This window comes from Streptomyces sp. NPDC046465 (genome assembly GCF_040646035.1).
Taxonomy (GTDB): domain Bacteria; phylum Actinomycetota; class Actinomycetes; order Streptomycetales; family Streptomycetaceae; genus Streptomyces.
In genome coordinates this window covers 546,246-562,200 of record NZ_JBEYZK010000001.1, presented here as the reverse complement: position 1 = coordinate 562,200, position 15,955 = coordinate 546,246, and the positions used below count along the sequence as shown (strand labels likewise).

At 71.2% G+C, this 15,955-nt stretch carries 15 protein-coding genes and 1 tRNA gene; 13 read left to right on the top strand and 3 right to left on the bottom strand.

The genetic code is table 11. From position 1 onward, the window contains the following. Positions 1–169 precede the first annotated feature (169 nt). Entirely contained in the window at positions 170–1,609 is a 1,440-nt protein-coding gene (gene obgE / locus ABZ953_RS02535; RefSeq protein ID WP_361715375.1) for a GTPase ObgE, read from the top strand. A gap of 96 nt (positions 1,610–1,705) precedes the next feature. Here the strand turns inward: obgE and ABZ953_RS02530 are convergent, their stop codons facing one another. Beyond that, on the bottom strand, positions 1,706–3,805 hold the full coding sequence (locus ABZ953_RS02530) for a hypothetical protein (protein ID WP_361715372.1): 2,100 nt from the start codon (positions 3,803–3,805) through the stop codon (positions 1,706–1,708). 384 nt (positions 3,806–4,189) lie between these two features. Between ABZ953_RS02530 and proB the strand changes: the two genes are divergently transcribed. The 5 genes from proB (at position 4,190) to ABZ953_RS02505 (ending at position 9,271) form a co-directional block, all read left to right on the top strand. Next, positions 4,190–5,296: a glutamate 5-kinase gene (proB, locus tag ABZ953_RS02525; protein WP_361715369.1), complete on the top strand. Its 1,107-nt coding sequence runs from the start codon at positions 4,190–4,192 to the stop codon at positions 5,294–5,296. Between the two features lie 215 nt (positions 5,297–5,511). Beyond that, on the top strand, positions 5,512–6,000 hold the full coding sequence (locus ABZ953_RS02520) for a hypothetical protein (RefSeq protein ID WP_361715366.1): 489 nt from the start codon (positions 5,512–5,514) through the stop codon (positions 5,998–6,000). Between the two features lie 123 nt (positions 6,001–6,123). Further along, on the top strand, positions 6,124–7,416 hold the full coding sequence (locus ABZ953_RS02515) for a glutamate-5-semialdehyde dehydrogenase (RefSeq protein WP_361715363.1): 1,293 nt from the start codon (positions 6,124–6,126) through the stop codon (positions 7,414–7,416). Positions 7,417–7,498: 82 nt separating this feature from the next. Then, positions 7,499–8,107, top strand: a complete 609-nt coding sequence (locus ABZ953_RS02510) for a hypothetical protein (RefSeq protein WP_361715360.1) — start codon at positions 7,499–7,501, stop codon at positions 8,105–8,107. Between the two features lie 75 nt (positions 8,108–8,182). Continuing rightward, a complete protein-coding gene (locus tag ABZ953_RS02505) occupies positions 8,183–9,271 on the top strand; it encodes a hypothetical protein (protein WP_361715357.1) in 1,089 nt (362 codons plus the stop codon). A 51-nt stretch (positions 9,272–9,322) separates the two neighbouring features. Here ABZ953_RS02505 and ABZ953_RS02500 read toward each other — a convergent pair whose 3' ends face one another. Beyond that, positions 9,323–10,450, bottom strand: coding sequence for a M48 family metallopeptidase (locus ABZ953_RS02500; RefSeq protein ID WP_361715354.1), 1,128 nt, complete (start codon positions 10,448–10,450; stop codon positions 9,323–9,325). A gap of 99 nt (positions 10,451–10,549) precedes the next feature. Here ABZ953_RS02500 and ABZ953_RS02495 point away from each other — a divergent pair, with 99 nt between their 5' ends. The 7 genes from ABZ953_RS02495 (at position 10,550) to ABZ953_RS02465 (ending at position 14,974) form a co-directional block, all read left to right on the top strand. Continuing rightward, the gene (locus tag ABZ953_RS02495) at positions 10,550–10,903 is read left to right on the top strand and encodes a hypothetical protein (RefSeq protein ID WP_361715351.1); all 354 of its coding nucleotides are present in this window, start codon (positions 10,550–10,552) and stop codon (positions 10,901–10,903) included. 86 nt (positions 10,904–10,989) lie between these two features. After that, entirely contained in the window at positions 10,990–11,154 is a 165-nt protein-coding gene (locus ABZ953_RS02490; protein WP_361715348.1) for a hypothetical protein, read from the top strand. A gap of 66 nt (positions 11,155–11,220) precedes the next feature. Further along, positions 11,221–11,859: a nicotinate-nucleotide adenylyltransferase gene (gene nadD, locus ABZ953_RS02485; protein ID WP_361715345.1), complete on the top strand. Its 639-nt coding sequence runs from the start codon at positions 11,221–11,223 to the stop codon at positions 11,857–11,859. A 16-nt stretch (positions 11,860–11,875) separates the two neighbouring features. Further along, positions 11,876–13,549, top strand: coding sequence for an LCP family protein (locus ABZ953_RS02480; RefSeq protein ID WP_361715342.1), 1,674 nt, complete (start codon positions 11,876–11,878; stop codon positions 13,547–13,549). 166 nt (positions 13,550–13,715) lie between these two features. Beyond that, positions 13,716–14,159 carry a ribosome silencing factor gene (gene rsfS, locus ABZ953_RS02475; protein WP_361715339.1) on the top strand — a complete coding sequence of 148 codons (444 nt, stop codon included), beginning with the start codon at positions 13,716–13,718 and terminating at the stop codon, positions 14,157–14,159. After that, positions 14,156–14,797, top strand: coding sequence for a histidine phosphatase family protein (locus tag ABZ953_RS02470; protein ID WP_361715336.1), 642 nt, complete (start codon positions 14,156–14,158; stop codon positions 14,795–14,797). Before rsfS ends, ABZ953_RS02470 begins: the two co-directional genes overlap by 4 nt. Positions 14,798–14,901: 104 nt before the next feature. Then, a tRNA-Ala gene (locus tag ABZ953_RS02465) sits at positions 14,902–14,974 on the top strand. Positions 14,975–14,997: 23 nt separating this feature from the next. Here ABZ953_RS02465 and ABZ953_RS02460 read toward each other — a convergent pair. After that, on the bottom strand, positions 14,998–15,939 hold the full coding sequence (locus tag ABZ953_RS02460) for a helix-turn-helix transcriptional regulator (RefSeq protein WP_361715680.1): 942 nt from the start codon (positions 15,937–15,939) through the stop codon (positions 14,998–15,000). Between the last annotated feature and the right edge of the window lie 16 nt (positions 15,940–15,955).

The window sequence follows — 15,955 nt, the reverse complement described above, 5'->3', positions numbered from 1 at the left end:
GTCCGTCTTCACTGACTGACTAGGCGCTCGTCGAGCGAGTTCTGCGAGGGCGGACCTCTCTTCCCGGTGATCGGGAAGCGGGTCCGCCTTTCGCGTGTTAGACGTAAGACATTTCCGTAAGCCCCCTCTGCCCCGCAGGCGTGGGGGGACCCCCAGGAGGCATCGAACCATGACCACCTTCGTGGACCGCGTCGAGCTGCATGCCGCCGCGGGTAACGGGGGCCACGGCTGTGCCTCCGTTCACCGTGAGAAGTTCAAGCCGCTCGGCGGCCCGGACGGCGGCAACGGCGGCCGTGGCGGCGACGTGATCCTGGTCGTCGACCAGGACGTCACGACGCTCCTCGACTACCACCACAGCCCGCACCGCAAGGCCACCAACGGCCAGCCCGGCGCGGGCGACAACCGCTCGGGCAAGGACGGCCAGGACCTGGTCCTGCCCGTCCCGGACGGCACGGTCGTCCTCGACAAGGAGGGCAACGTCCTCGCCGACATGGTCGGCCAGGGCACCACCTTCGTCGCGGGCCAGGGCGGGCGCGGCGGCCTCGGCAACGCGGCGCTGGCCTCCGCCCGGCGCAAGGCCCCCGGCTTCGCACTGCTCGGCGTGCCCGGCGAGGAGCGGGACGTCGTCCTGGAGCTCAAGACCGTCGCCGACGTCGCCCTGGTGGGCTACCCGAGCGCCGGCAAGTCCTCGCTGATCTCCGTGCTGAGCGCGGCGAAGCCGAAGATCGCGGACTACCCGTTCACGACGCTCGTCCCCAACCTCGGCGTGGTGACGGCGGGATCGACCGTCTACACCGTCGCGGACGTGCCCGGTCTCATCCCCGGCGCCAGCCAGGGCCGCGGCCTCGGCCTCGAATTCCTGCGGCACGTCGAGCGGTGCAGCGTGCTCGTGCACGTCCTCGACACGGCGACCCTGGAGTCCGACCGCGACCCCGTCTCCGACCTCGACGTCATCGAGGCCGAGCTGCGGGAGTACGGCGCGGGCCTGGAGAAGCGTCCGCGCATCGTCGTGCTCAACAAGGTCGACATCCCGGACGGGCAGGACCTCGCCGACCTGGTCAGGCCCGACCTGGAGGAGCGCGGCTACCGCGTCTTCGAGGTGTCGGCCGTCGCCCACAAGGGCCTCAAGGAGCTCTCCTTCGGCCTGGCCGAGCTGGTGGCCGCCGCGCGTGCCGCGAAGCCGAAGGACGAGGCGACCCGCGTCGTCATCCGTCCCAAGGCCGTCGACGACAGCGGCTTCACCGTCACTCGCGAGGACGACGGCATCTACCGCGTCCGCGGCGAGAAGCCGGAGCGCTGGATCCGTCAGACCGACTTCAACAACGACGAGGCCGTCGGCTACCTCGCGGACCGCCTCAACCGCCTCGGCGTCGAGGACGCGCTGATGAAGGCCGGTGCCCGCAACGGCGACGGCGTCGCCATCGGCCCGGAGGAGAACGCGGTCGTCTTCGACTGGGAGCCGACGATGATGGCGGGCGCGGAGATGCTGGGCCGCCGTGGCGAGGACCACCGCCTGGAGGCGCCCCGACCGGCCGCGCAGCGCCGCAGGGACCGCGAGGCGGAGCGGGACGACGCGCAGCGGGAGTACGACGACTTCGAGCCCTTCTAGGGCCCGTGCCGGGGGCGCCTCTCCGGAGTCACCCACGGTCACGAGAAGGGCCCCGGAGCACAAGCTCCGGGGCCCTTCTCGCGTGCCGGGGTGGTGCTACGCGGTGACCGAGTCCTCCGCGCCGTTCTGCTCGGACTGCTCCGCCGCGTCCTGGTCCATCTCCTCCGCCGCTTCCTCCGCGGCGCGCTGGCCGGGGATGTCCGCGTCGACGCGCTGGTCCATGCGGGCGCGGCGGGCGTCGGCCTGGGCGCACAGGGCGAGGACCGCGGCGTTGAAGCGGGTCAGCGAGGGCGGGTCCGAGGGGCCCAGGAGGTGCTCCTTGAGCTCGGCGCGGGCTTCCGCGTGGGAGTCGAGCTCAGGGGCGCGTACGGCCTTCAGGAGGGCCGTCATGCCCTTCGCCGTGGGGTCGAGGATCGCCGCCGCGGACGCGGTCGGGAAGCTCGCGCGGAACTCCGCCTCGGTCATGCCGGCGGTGTTGGCGACGGCGTACGGCTTCTCGCTGCTCAGCCAGTCGGAGACGACCGAGGAGACATCGCTGATCAGCAGGTCGGCCTGGTTGAAGCAGGTGAAGATCGCCGGGCGCGCGGCGGTGATGATCTGGTGCTCCCACTCGGGGTAGGAGGCCCAGAACGCGGTCTCCCACGCGGCGGTCGCCGCCGCCACCGCGGCCTGCTGGTCGCCGTCCGGGGAGCCCTGGAGCATCATCCGCTCCTGTTCGTCCGCGCTCTTGCGGAAGGTCCTCGCGGTGAGCCGGTCCAGCTCCACGGTGCGGCGGACCAGCTCGGCGGCGGCCTCGGGGCCGGGGCGCGCGCCGGAGCGCTTCGCGTTGGCCGCGAGGATCATCGCCTTGATGCGCTCGTTGGCGGCGCCCGCCTCGGGGTTCTGCGAGCCCGTCATCGGGTGCGGCTTGTAGAGGACGCGCACGGTGGGGTCGGCGAGCAGCTCACGCACGATGTTCTCGCCCGCGAGGACCACCGAGGTGTTGCCGGGGTTGCCGTCCCAGCCCTCCCAGGTGGGGGCGTAAAGGACGGTCGTGAAGGCTCCGGTGGGAGCGCCGGAGTACGGGCGGATCGGCGACAGCTGCGGGCGGCCGACCTCGACCACGTCCTTGTCCTCGACGCCGATGTCCGCGAGCTGGTAGCGGTCGCGGGCCGCGGGGCCCGCCACCCACACCTCGTCGTACGCCTTCGCGTAGGGGTTGCAGGAGGAGAGCTTGTCGCTCTCGCCGTGGTTGATGAAGGCGTGCTTGACCGTGGGGATGCGCAGGACCTGCGAGGTCTTCGCGGCGTTGGCCGGGTGCAGCATCATCTTCAGCGTCGACGTCTCCAGGGAGAACATCGTGGCGACCTTCGGGAAGCAGATGATCGGCACGTCGGTCGCGTCGATCTTCTGCACCATGAACCGCTCGCGCAGCACGATCAGCGGCTTGCCGTCGAGCTCGGAGAGGGTGGAGAGCCACATGTTCGCCTGGTACGCGGACGTGGAGCCACCCGAGAAGTACATGGCGACGGTCGGCTTGTACGCGGCGAGCCACGCGTCGAGCCACTCCATGACCTTCTGGTCGTTCTTCGCCCGCTTCTTCGGGAACAGCCAGGTGGCGAGGTAGAGCGCGCCGGCGCCGATCAGGGCGATGGAGATGCCGAGCCCGATGCCCCCCCAGTACGCGTCGGCGGTCGCCGCGGTGATCATGAGGCCGACCGTGCCGGGCACCGAGAACGTCAGCAGACGGTGGGCCTGGCGGCGGGAGAGGATCCGCGGCGGCGCGGCCGTCAGGTGCAGCTCCGAGGTGTCGATGTTGCGCGTGACGATCGGCAGCGAGCGGGCGCGGCGCACGAGCACGGCGACGGCCTGGCAGCCGAAGTGCAGGGCGTAGAAGGCCAGCAGCGCGATGGTCAGCGGGGACTGCTCGGCCAGCGGCTCGATGCCGTCGATGCGCAGCAGACCCACCAGGATCAGCATGTCGCGCAGCAGCTGGCGGACCGTGACGTCGAAGCGGATCTTGCCAAGGAGGGAGAGGAGGCCCGGCTGCTTGTACTGCAGATAGATGTCGAGCGCGAGGTTCGCGGCGGCCGCGGCGATGAAGACCGGGACGTAGGGGATCAGCGCGGTCGCGAGCTGCGCCGCGAAGAGCGCGAACATCGCGAACAGCGCTGAAAGCTGCACGAGGCGACGAGGGGCGAGTCCGGCAGAGGGCACGAGCTTGGGCTCCTGGCGGGGGTGAAGGGGGAATGGGGGGAAGTCGACCACTGACCGTATGACGTGCAGTGGCCCTGTAGCAATCTTGCGTGACGACAATCACCGGATAAAGGGTCAAACGGACTGAACCTTGAGGGCGTTTTTCGCCTCCGTCCGGAATACGCCTTCCCGGATCACGTCTTTCTCTCCCGGGTCTCTCCCAGGTCTCTCCCAGGTCTCTCCCAGGTCTCTCCAGGTCTCTTCCAGGAGCCCCGCGGCCCGGTCCGTCCCTCGGAACGGGCAGGCGCGAGGGCCCCGCGCTCACGTAGATTGCAGGTCCGGAAGACCGCAGGTCCGGGGCATCGGGATCATTTGGGGAAGAGCGTGACAGCGGCAAGGCAGTCAGTGGCAGAGGCGCGGCGGGTCGTGGTCAAGGTCGGGTCGTCGTCCCTGACCACCGCATCGGGGGGCCTGGACGCGGACCGTGTCGACGCCCTCGTCGATGTCCTCGCCAAGAGCCGTGGGGGAGGCGAGCGCGAGATCCTGCTCGTGTCGTCCGGTGCCATCGCCGCGGGCCTGGCCCCGCTGGGCCTGGTGCGGCGCCCCAAGGACCTCGCCCGGCAGCAGGCCGCAGCCAGCGTGGGGCAGGGGCTGCTCGTGGCCCGCTACACCGCTTCCTTCGCGCGGTACGGCGTACGCGTCGGACAGGTGCTCCTCACCTCCGACGACATGGCCCGCAGGGCCCACCACCGCAACGCCTCGCGCACCCTCGACCAGCTCCTGGCGATGGGCGCGCTGCCCGTCGTGAACGAGAACGACACCGTGGCGACCGACGAGATCCGCTTCGGCGACAACGACCGGCTCGCCGCCCTCGTCGCCCACCTCGTCCACGCCGACCTCCTCGTCCTGCTCTCCGACGTCGACGGACTCTACGACGGCGACCCCGCGAAGCCCGGCAGCTCCCGGCTCGACGAGGTCACGGGCCCCGCCGACATGGCGCACGTCGAGATCGGCAGCGCGGGCAAGGCGGGCGTCGGCACCGGCGGGATGGTCACCAAGGTCGAGGCGGCCCGGATCGCCGCGGCCGCCGGCATCCCGGTCGTCCTGACCTCCGCGAGCCAGGCCGGTGACGCCCTCGCGGGCCGCGCCACGGGCACGTACTTCCACCGGACCGGCCGCCGCTCCGCCGACCGGCTGCTCTGGCTGCAGCACGCCTCCGAGCCGCGGGGCGCGCTCGTCCTCGACGCGGGCGCGGTGCGCGCGGTCGTCGAGGGCCGCAAGTCGCTGCTGCCCGCCGGTATCGCCGGGGTCGAGGGCGACTTCACCGCCGGCGACCCGGTCGAGCTGCGGGACACCGAGGGGCGGGCGGTGGCGCGCGGTCTGGTGAACTTCGACGCCAAGGAGGTCCCGCTGCTCATCGGCCGCTCCACGCGCGATCTGGCACGGGAACTCGGACCTGCGTACGAGCGGGAGGTCGTGCACCGCGACGACCTCGTCCCGCTGCACGGGTAGCCCCGGAGAAGTCCCAGGTCGCGTCGGACCATCCGCCCCACACGTCCCACGCGCCCCGGCCGAAAACCATCGTGAACGGCACCGGCCGACCGGCCCGTGGGAGGTGAAACTCCCCAAAACCGCCCCGCGAGACCGCTTGGCCTGCTCAACTTTGTTGAAGACAGTTCCGCATGACCATTGCGTATCTGCATCACCATTGAGTAGAGGAGGCCGTCGTGAGACGAGTGCGCCCAGGGGCGGCGTCCCGCGGCTCGGCTGGGCGGGCGCTGACGAGCGTCGCCGCGGGGGCGGTGTACGAGAGCGACCCGCACAGGGCCCGCGAGGGAGACCAGGGCGAGGGCCAGGAGAGCGAGCCGGGGGACATGCCGCGGCTGTGGCACGTCACGCTGAGCGTCTCCGGCGCCGAGGCCCCGTTGGACGAGGTCAGACGCGGTCTCGAACAGCTCGCCCACGACCACCCCTTTCTGCTCACCAGCAGGTACGCGCCGGACCACGCCGAGATCCGCTACTGGGAAGAGGCCCGTGACCTGCACGACGCCGCGGCGGTCGCGCTGCGGCTGTGGGGCGAGCACCGGCAGAGCGCGCAGCTGCCGCCCTGGGAGATCGTGGGGCTCGAAGTGATCGGCCGCGACACCTATCACCAGCGGATAGCGGAGGGTTACGGTCCGTTACCGGCCACGCCCGTGGGCGTACACCCGTTTTGAGCCGTCGTCCCGGAACGGCGCCGGACAGCCCCTGAAGCGGCGGTCCCGCGCCGTCCCGGACGGCCGGTCTCGGGGACTGGAATACCGGGTGGACGCCGCACCCGCGGGGATTACGCTGCGGGCATGACGTCGCTCTCTCCCGTCTCGCCCTACGACAACCTCTCGCCGGTCGCCCAGGCCGCCTACCGCGCCCGCGGCGCCGCCGCCACGCTCGCGCCACTGCCGCGCGCCGCCAAGGACGACGCGCTGCTCGCGATCGCCGACGCGCTGGAGGTGCGGACCGCCGAGATCGTCGAGGCCAACGGCAAGGACATCGCGCGGGCCCGCGAGGCCGGGACCGACGAGGGCATCATCGACCGGCTCACCCTCACCCCGGAGCGGGTCCGCGCCATCGCCGCCGACGTGCGCGACGTGGCCGCCCTGCCCGACCCGGTCGGCGAGGTCGTCCGCGGCTCGACCCTCCCCAACGGCATCGACCTGCGCCAGGTCCGCGTCCCGCTCGGCGTCGTCGGGATCATCTACGAGGCCCGCCCGAACGTCACCGTGGACGCCGCCGCCCTCTGCCTGAAGTCCGGCAACGCGGTGCTCCTGAGGGGCTCCTCCTCGGCGTACGCCTCGAACGCGGCGCTCGTGCGCGTCCTGCGCGACGCGGTGCACGGCGCGGAACTGCCCGCGGACGCCGTCCAGCTCGTTCCGGGCGAGAGCCGCGACTCCGTGCGGGAGCTGATGCGGGCCCGCGGCCTGGTCGACGTCCTCATCCCGCGCGGCGGCGCCTCGCTGATCAGGACCGTCGTCGAGGAGTCCACCGTGCCGGTCATCGAGACCGGCACCGGCAACTGCCACGTGTACGTCGACGCCGAGGCCGACATCGACATGGCCGTCGACATCCTGATCAACTCCAAGGCGCAGCGCCCCAGCGTCTGCAACGCCGCCGAGACGCTGCTCGTGCACCGGGACATCGCCGACACGTTCCTGCCGCGCGCCCTGGACGCCCTCGCGGAGGCCGGGGTCACCGTCCACGCCGACGAGCGCGTCCTCACGTACGCGGACGCCACCAAGGCCACCGTCGTGCCCGCGACCACCGAGGACTGGGAGACCGAGTACCTCTCGTACGACATCGCGGCCGCCGTCGTCGACACCCTGGAGCAGGCCGTCGAGCACATCCGGCTGTGGACCTCCGGGCACACGGAGGCCATCGTCACCACCTCGCAGCGCGCCGCCCGCCGCTTCACCCAGCTCGTCGACTCCACCACGGTCGCCGTGAACGCCTCGACGCGCTTCACCGACGGCGGCCAGTTCGGCTTCGGCGCCGAGATCGGCATCTCCACGCAGAAGCTGCACGCGCGCGGCCCCATGGGGCTGCCCGAGCTGACCTCGACCAAGTACATCGTGACGGGTGACGGCCACGTGCGCTGAGCGCACGGTGAGTTGAACGTCGTCCCGGCTGAATTCCCTTACCGTCTGCCCAAATTGCCCCGTCCAGGTCTACTCTGGAGGGGTGCCGGAGGACGTGGGGGGCACGCCGTCGTTCCCTGACGGCTGGGAGCCCGACGACGACCGCGACCACGGGGGTGCGGACGATGAGTTCGCCTCCGTGGTCTTCGACGAGGACTTCGTGCGAGCCGCGGAGGTCCATGAACTGTCCGCGGTGGAGCGGCTGTTGGCTGCCGCTCAGGCGCGCGCCGACGCCTCGGAGGCCGAGGCCCGCAGGGCGCGCACCCGGGGCCCGGCCGCCGACGCGGCGGACGACGAGCTCTACGAGGACGGCTTCGGCCCCGACAGCGAATTCGGGCGGGACGACGACCTCGACGACACCTACGACCACGACCCCCTCGTCGAGAGCTACGGCCGCCCGGGGCGCCACCCCGGCCAGCTCCGCTGGCATCGGCCCATAGCGTGGATGCTCGCCCTCCTGATGGGCATGGGCATGGTCGCCCTCGCCTTCACGGCGGTCTACCGAGGGGCCTCGTCGGGCCGCCAGGAGCAGGTGCCCGCGCCCGCCTCGACCGAGGTCGGACAGAGCGCGGGCAAAGAGGCGCCGCCCAGCCCCTCCGTCTCGGCCGAGTTCAGCCAGTCGGCGGTGCCCGCGGTGCCCCGCACGCCGTGAGTGCGACCCCGAGTTGTCGCAACTTGTCGTGTACCAGGGCGTTTACCTGACGTCCCGGAGACCTACCCTGAAGGTATGGGCGGGCCAGGGGAACCACCGACAGGGATGCCCGAGGGTGGCGCTCCCGGAGGCGGCGAGGACGAGTACCGATCCGTCGTCTTCGACGAGTCGTTCGTGCAGGCTGCCAGGCTCCAGGAATTCTCCGCGCAGGAGCGCCTGGACGATCACACGCGCGCCGTGCGCCGCCGCCCCGGCCTCCACAAGGCCCTGTCGCGGCAGCTCGTCATCCTCGTCGTGCTGATCGCGGTGGCCTTCGGCACGGCGATCTACATGGGCGTACGGCACCCGTACCAGTCCCCGGTGAGCAAGCCCCCCGAGCCGCTGCGCATGACGGTGATACCGCTCGCCCCTACGGGCCGCGTACCCGGCTCAGGGTCCATCGGCGAGCTCTACGCGCACAGCCCGGCCGCTGAGTTCCGGGTGGGCGCCGCAGGCATCAACCTCCCTGCCGTACGCCGCACTTCACACTTCTCGGACGGCCAGGCGATGGCCGCGCTCATCACCGCCAAGGACTACCTGGTCGAGTCCGCGCTCGACCCGGACGTGCTCACCGGCGGCTCCCCGCGCTCCGTGCGGATCCTGATCGACCCGGAGCAATTCAGCCAGTTCGACCGGAGCTTCGCCCGCCCGGTGGCCGACGGTCGGCACGCGGCCACCGGCTGGGCGGTGCGGTTCGACCCGGCGAGGACCGCGCTCGCCGACAAGCGGGTCAGGGCCGAGGGCACGCTACGGGTCTTCGAGGCCGACAAGAACACGCTCGAGGTGACCTCGGAGCACACGTTCGTATACGCGCTGCGGCCCGCCGTCCACGACGCGGGGGAGAAGCGGGGCGCGGCCTCCCTGTTCACCGTCCGCCGTGAGATGCACTTCCGCTTCGACCGCGACGACCTGCGGATGCACCGGGCCGAGGTGCTCACCTCCGCCACCCAGGCGGGCCCCCTCGCCTGCGCGGCCGGTACCGCGGAGCACCTGCTGCCGCTGCTCGCCGGGCAGAAGGCGGAGGCGGGCGGTCCGGCGGGCACCGATCCGTACGGGACGGGGAACGCGACGGCGCTGTGCGGGTCGCTCGCGACGACCGCACAGCCCTCGCTCTCGGCTTCGTGACGCGTTGTGTGTGGGGCGGCTTCGCGCTGAGGGCTACTTGTCGGCTGAGGGCTACTTGTCGTACGGGGGGCCCTCGTCGGCCGGTCCGTCCTGGCCGCTTCGGCCCTGACCGCCCTGGTCCTGGCCACCACCCTGGCCCTGCCCCGTGAACTTCCCGCGCAGTTTGCCGCCCAGGTCGCCCGCGCCGCCCGCGATGTCGTTGACCAGCTTCATCAGCGGGTCCTTGCTGTTGCGCATGTTGTCGGCGTACGACGACGCGGACTGCCGGAAGGAGTCGGAGACCGAGGTGTCCTTGTCCTCGTCGCGGCGGGGGTAGTGGCCGTCCATGATCCGCTGGTAGTCGCGGGAGTCCGCCCACTTCTTCAGCTCGGCGGCGCGGACCGTGGCGAAGGGGTGCGTGCGCGGCAGGACGTTCAGGATCTTCAGCACGGAGTCGCGCAGGTCGCCCCCGGCCTCGTACTCCTCGGCCTGCGCCAGGAACGCGTCCACGTTCATCTCGTGCAGGTGGTTGCCGCCCGCGAGCTTCATCAGGCCGCGCATCGACGCCTTCAGGTCCTGCCCGACGAGGAGCCCCGCCCGGTCCGCGGACAGCTCGGACTTGCGGAACCACTCGCGCAGGCCCGTGACGATCGCCATGATCGCGACATTGCCGAGCGGGATCCAGGCGACCTTCAGCGCGAGGTTCGTGAGGAACAGCAGGATCGTGCGGTAGACGGAGTGGCCGGAGAGGGCGTGGCCCACCTCGTGGCCGACGACCGCACGCATCTCCTCCTCGTCGAGCAGCTCGACGAGCCCCGTCGTCACGACGATGATCGGCTCGTCCAGGCCGATGCACATCGCGTTCGGGTTCGGGTCCTGGTTGACGTACATCGGCGGGACCTTCTCCAGGTCCAGGATGTAACAGGCGTCCCGCAGCATGGTGTTGAGGTGCGCGAACTGGGCGTCGGACACCCGCACCGAGTCCGACAGGAACAGGAGCCTGAGGCTCCGCTCGGGCAGCAGGCCGCTGAGCGCCTTGAAGACGGTGTCGAAGCCGGTGAGCTTGCGCAGGGCCACCAGGGCGGAGCGGTCCGCGGGGTGCTCGTACGCCCGTGACGAGATGCCGGGAAAGCGCCTGCGCTGTCGGCTCGGCACGTGCTCGTGGCCCTCGCCGTCCCCGCGGTGGTTGTCGTCGGTCATGCCGCATCCCCCATGTCTCGTCCTCCTGTGCCCCCGAGGTGGGGCCCAGCCTAGGCGGAGATACCGTGACAGGGCAGCACACAGAAGGAGTCTTCCGTCATGGAGTACAACCCCGGAGCCGACTGGCTCACCGAGGCGGCCAAGGCCGCGGAGCGGCAGGGTCCGGGCAATCTGCTGCGGATCGTGCTGATCGTCATGGTCGTCGGCTGCGGCCTGGTCGGCTGGTTCCTGTTGCGCGGGTACCGGCAGAGCAGCGACAGCGGTTCGGTACGAGGCGTGGAACGCATGCCGGAGCGCGCGTCCGGCAAGGACACGGAAGGCGCGCCCGACCAGAGCGCCGGAAGTACGCCGGACGCGGGCACCGGCAGTACGCCCGACACGGAGACCGGGAGTACGCCCGACACGGAGACCGGGAGTACGCCCGGCAAGAGCGCCGACAGCCGCAACGGCTGAGTCGGCGTAACCCGGAGCGGGCCCCCCGCTTACGATGGCCCAGAAATCTTTATGTCCATCCCACCTCCGGATAGGTCCTGCCTGAGATGAGCCTCCACAGCAACGCCGCCCAGCTGGTCACTCTCGCCTCCGAGGGCGGCGAGCACGGCGGCAACCACGAAAGCCTCAGCCCCATCCTCACCGGCGGGGGCGCGTTCGTCGTCCTCCTGCTGCTCCTGTGGATCACCACCCGCTTCAACCGGGACCGCTGAGCGGGGCCGTCCCGAACGGGACCGCTGAAACAGAGCCCGTCCGCCGGGCCGGTAGGGTCTGCACGCATGGGAGAGCAGGACATGCCTACCGGTCCGGAGACCGGTCCGGTCAGCAACGGCAAGCGCCGCCTGGGCGTCATGGGCGGAACGTTTGATCCGATCCACCACGGACACCTCGTGGCGGCCAGTGAGGTCGCCGCGCAGTTCCACCTCGACGAGGTGATGTTCGTGCCGACCGGCCAGCCGTGGCAGAAGAGCGACAAGCAGGTCTCGCCCGCCGAGGACCGTTATCTGATGACGGTCATCGCGACCGCCGAGAACCCGCAGTTCTCGGTGAGCCGCATCGACCTCGATCGCGGCGGAGCCACCTATACGACGGACACGCTGCGCGATCTGCGTGCCCTCAACCCCGACACAGACCTCTTCTTCATCACGGGCGCTGACGCCCTCGGCCAGATCCTCACCTGGCGGGACACGGAAGAGTTGTTCTCCCTCGCGCACTTCATCGGGGTCACCCGGCCCGGCCACACGCTGGCCGACCCCGGGCTGCCCAAGGGCGGCGTCTCCCTGGTGGAGGTGCCTGCCCTGGCCATCTCGTCCACGGACTGCCGCGCGCGGGTCGCCAAGGGGGACCCGGTCTGGTACCTGGTGCCCGACGGTGTGGTGCGTTATATCGACAAGCGCGAGCTGTACCGCGGCGAATGAGCCGAGAGGGGCACCGGTGAACGACCGACAGTACGACCCGTATGCGGGCAGCGACCCGTATGCGGGCGAGTACGCGGGCGAGTACGCGGCTGATCAGTACCAGGTGGTCGGGTACGACGAGTACGGGCGACCGGTGTATCAGCAGGTGCAGCAGCACCAGCAGCACCAGGGGTACGGGTATGACCCCTACGCGGGCGGCCAGCAGCAGGGCTACGACACCGGGTCCGGGTCCTACGGAGAGGGGTCCTACGGAACCTCGTACGACACCGGCTGGACCCCGCAGCAACAGCAACAGCACCACCACAACCAGCAGCAACAGCAGCAGGCTCAGGTGCCCCCCCAGCCCCCCCAGCCCGCTCCGGCCCCCGCGCCCGACCCCGCACCGCGGCGACCGAAGACGGGCGAGCCCAACGACGGGCCCAACGGCGAGTACAAGACCGAGCAGTTCTCGTTCATCGAGGAGCCGGACGAGGACTCCGAAGACGTCATCGACTGGCTGAAGTTCACCGAGAGCCGCACCGAGCGGCGCGAGGAGGCCAAGCGGCGCGGGCGCTCCCGGATCGTCGCGCTGGTCGTGGTCCTCGCCCTCGTCGTCGCGGGCGGCGTCGGCTACCTCTGGTTCGCGGGCAAGCTGCCAGGCCAGTCCGACGACAAGGACGCCGCGGCCGCCGCGTCCGGACCGCAGAAGCGCGACGTGATCGTCGTCCACCTGCACAACACCAAGGGCGGCGGCACCTCCACCGCGCTCCTGGTGAACAACGCCACCACCGGGCAGGGCGCCACCGTCCTGCTGCCCAACTCCCTCGCCGTCTCGGACGACGACGGCACGTCGACGACGCTCGGCAAGTCCGTCGACGACGACGGCTCGACCGGCACCCGCGAGTCCATCGACACGATGCTCGGCACCGAGGTCGAGGGCACCTGGCGCCTCGACACCCCGTACCTGAACAACCTCGTCGAACTCGTCGGGAACATCGACATCGACACGGACACCGACGTGCCCGACCCCAAGGCCAAGAAGGGCGAGGCCCCCCTCGTGAAGAAGGGCGAGCGGCAGACCCTGAGCGGGCCGATGGCGGTCGCCTACGCGACCTACCGCGCGTCCGGCGAGGCCGAGTCCGCCCAGCTCGACCGCTTCGGCCAGGTCATGCAGGGCGTGCTGCGCAAGCTCTCGTCGGACCCGCAGGCGGCCACGACCACCGTCCAGTCGCTCGCGCAGATCCTCGACCCCTCGCTGAAGGAGAAGGACCTCGGCGCCTTCCTCGCCAAGCTCGCCGACCGGGCGAAGGGCGGCGACTACAAGACGACGCTGCTGCCCGTACGGCAGGACGGCACGCTGACCGAGCAGGCCGGCTCCGCCGTGGTCAAGGACGTCCTCGGCGGAGCCGTGAAGAGCCCGGAGAAGGACGCGGCCGTGCGCGTCGGCGTCAAGAACGCCTCGGGGAAGAAGGCCGCGGCCCAGGATGCCCGGGTCTCCCTGGTCAACGGCGGCTACGCCTTCATCGACAGCGGCGCGGGCGCCACGGCCCAGGCCGCCTCACAGGTCACCTACGCCGACGCGGCCAAGAAGACCCAGGCCAGTGAGGTCGCGAAGACCCTCGGGCTGCCGGCGACGGCGGTCCGCAAGGGCAGGACACCGCCGAACGCCGATGTGTCCGTGGTCCTCGGCCAGGACTACCGGACCGGCTGAACCGACCGGCGCGGACGGCCTCGCGCCGCCCGCGCCGGGGCGGTGACGGGGCGGTGACGGGGTGGTTTGAGGGGCAGCCCGGGGGCGGTGACGTAATCGTCTGGGGTGCTGTGGGCGGTCCGTGAGACCCTGGGGGTGTATCCACCACCCGAAGGAAAGCTCACAAGTGACCGCCACGGACCGCTCCACCGAGCTCATCACTGTCGCCGCCCAGGCGGCTGCCGACAAGCTCGCGCACGACATCATCGCGTACGACGTCAGCGACGTGCTGTCGATCACGGACGCCTTCCTGCTCGCCTCCGCCCCCAACGACCGCCAGGTCAAGTCGATCGTCGACGAGATCGAGGAGCAGCTGAGCAAGCAGCTCGGCGCCAAGCCGGTCCGCCGCGAGGGGGACCGCGACGCCCGCTGGATCCTCCTCGACTACGTGGACATCGTGGTGCACGTCCAGCACAGCGAGGAGCGTGTCTTCTACGCCCTCGAGCGCCTGTGGAAGGACTGCCCCGAGATCGACCTGCCCGAGGAGGCCAAGGCGACCCGCGGCAAGGCCGCCGAGCACGCCGAGCAGCGGGCCGCGGAGGAGGCCGACCTGGACGGTGAGCTGCGGTGATCCACCGCGGCTGCCGGATCATCCTGTGGCGGCACGGCCAGACCGCCTGGAACCTGGAGCGCCGCTTCCAGGGCTCCACGGACATCGAGCTGACCGAGACGGGCCTCGCCCAGGCCAAGCGCGCCGCCCGGCTGCTCGCCTCCCTGAAGCCCGACGCCATCGTCGCCTCGGACCTCAAGCGCGCGGCGGCCACCGCCGGTGAGCTCGCCGCGATCACCGGCCTCCCCGTCGCGCACGAGGAAGGCCTCCAGGAGACGTACGCGGGCGCGTGGCAGGGCCTGACGCACGACGAGATCATCGCCCGCTTCGGCGACCAGTACGCCGCGTGGAAGCGCGGCGAAGCGGTGCGCCGCGGCGGCGGTGAGCTGGAGACCGAGGTCGCCGACCGCGCCGCGCCCGTCGTGCTGCGCCATGCCGAGAAGCTGCCCGATGACGGCACGCTGGTGGTGGTCAGCCACGGCGGCACCATCCGCACCACGATCGGTCGCCTCCTCGGTCTTGAGCCCCACCACTGGGAGGGCCTCGGCGGCCTCACCAACTGCTGCTGGTCGGTCCTCGGCCGGGGCGCGCGGGGCTGGCGTCTGCTGGAGCACAACGCCGGCACGCTGCCGGAACCGGTGCTCGGCGACGACGACTGAGCACCCCGGAGCCGCTCCGGCGAGCGGCCCGACCCGGATTTCACATTCCGGCTGGTCGCAGGCTAAAGTTCTTCTTGTTCGCCCGCCGAGCGGGAAGAACGCAAGGGGCTATAGCTCAGTTGGTAGAGCGCCTGCATGGCATGCAGGAGGTCAGGAGTTCAATTCTCCTTAGCTCCACAGTCCCGGAAATCCCGTCCCCATCAGGGGGCGGGATTTTCTTGTGTCGCCGTCACGCGCAGCTCTGTTGTCACGGGCTGCTCCGCCGTCCTGAGCCGGTGCAGCTGCGCCGTGTGCCGACCGCTCTCCTCGTCGTCCGGGGTGTACACGACGATCCGGCACTCCGGCATGCCGTCGATGCTCAGGGAGACCGACGTCATGCGCAGCTCGCCTATCGCCCGGTGCCGGAACGTCTTCACGCGTCGGCCGGGCGGTATCACGTCGCCGCTGTTCCAGAGCTCGGCGAAGTGCGGGCTCGCGGCGGAGAGGCCGCGGAGAAAGCCCACCCAGGCCGGCTCGCCCACATGCCTGCCGTACGCGCTGCGCAGGGTGGCCACCATCACCGGCAGCTCCGCGTCGCGGAACACCAGCGGGCACTCCGCCGGGGGCACGGTGAACAGCGACCAGAGCACGTTCGGGACACCGGTGCCGGGGGGCTGGGGGAGGAGGAAGAGGTCGCGGTAGGCGGGGTTGGTGGCGAGGATGTCGTACCGCGCGTTGTAGACCACCGCGGGGTGCGGGTCCATGGCGTCGATGATGCCCTGCACGTCCGCGCCCACCACCTGCTCCGCGGCCGCGCGGTCCGGGGCGTACGCCACCTCGGCCAGGTGGTACAGGTGCTCGCGCTCCGGCCGGTCGAGGCGCAGGGTGCGGGCCACGGCGTCAAGGACCTGGGGCGATGCGTTGATCGGGCGGCCCTGTTCGAGCCAGGTGTACCACATGACGCCGACTCCGGAGAGCTGGGCGACCTCCTCGCGGCGCAGGCCCGGTGTGCGGCGGCGTAGGCCCGGGGCCATGCCCACGTCGGCCGGTGTCACCCGGGCCCTGCGGCCGCGCAGGAAGGCGGCGAGCTCGGGGCGGCGGCGCTGTGCCGTCCCCGGGCGGCGCCGGTCGTGGGCTCCCGGCTCTCCGTGTGCGGTCGGCATCCCGTGTTCGGTGGTC

What these genes read in the sequence shown, in the direction of transcription:
- ABZ953_RS02490 (WP_361715348.1), top strand. Translation starts at nt 10,990, where the DNA reads ATGAGCCTCCACAGCAACGCCGCCCAGCTGGTCACTCTCGCCTCCGAG.
- ABZ953_RS02515 (WP_361715363.1), top strand. Translation starts at nt 6,124, where the DNA reads ATGACGTCGCTCTCTCCCGTCTCGCCCTACGACAACCTCTCGCCGGTC.
- ABZ953_RS02500 (WP_361715354.1), bottom strand. Translation starts at nt 10,450, where the DNA reads ATGACCGACGACAACCACCGCGGGGACGGCGAGGGCCACGAGCACGTG.
- ABZ953_RS02460 (WP_361715680.1), bottom strand. Translation starts at nt 15,939, where the DNA reads ATGCCGACCGCACACGGAGAGCCGGGAGCCCACGACCGGCGCCGCCCG.
- obgE (WP_361715375.1), top strand. Translation starts at nt 170, where the DNA reads ATGACCACCTTCGTGGACCGCGTCGAGCTGCATGCCGCCGCGGGTAAC.
- ABZ953_RS02495 (WP_361715351.1), top strand. Translation starts at nt 10,550, where the DNA reads ATGGAGTACAACCCCGGAGCCGACTGGCTCACCGAGGCGGCCAAGGCC.
- nadD (WP_361715345.1), top strand. Translation starts at nt 11,221, where the DNA reads ATGGGAGAGCAGGACATGCCTACCGGTCCGGAGACCGGTCCGGTCAGC.
- ABZ953_RS02505 (WP_361715357.1), top strand. Translation starts at nt 8,183, where the DNA reads ATGGGCGGGCCAGGGGAACCACCGACAGGGATGCCCGAGGGTGGCGCT.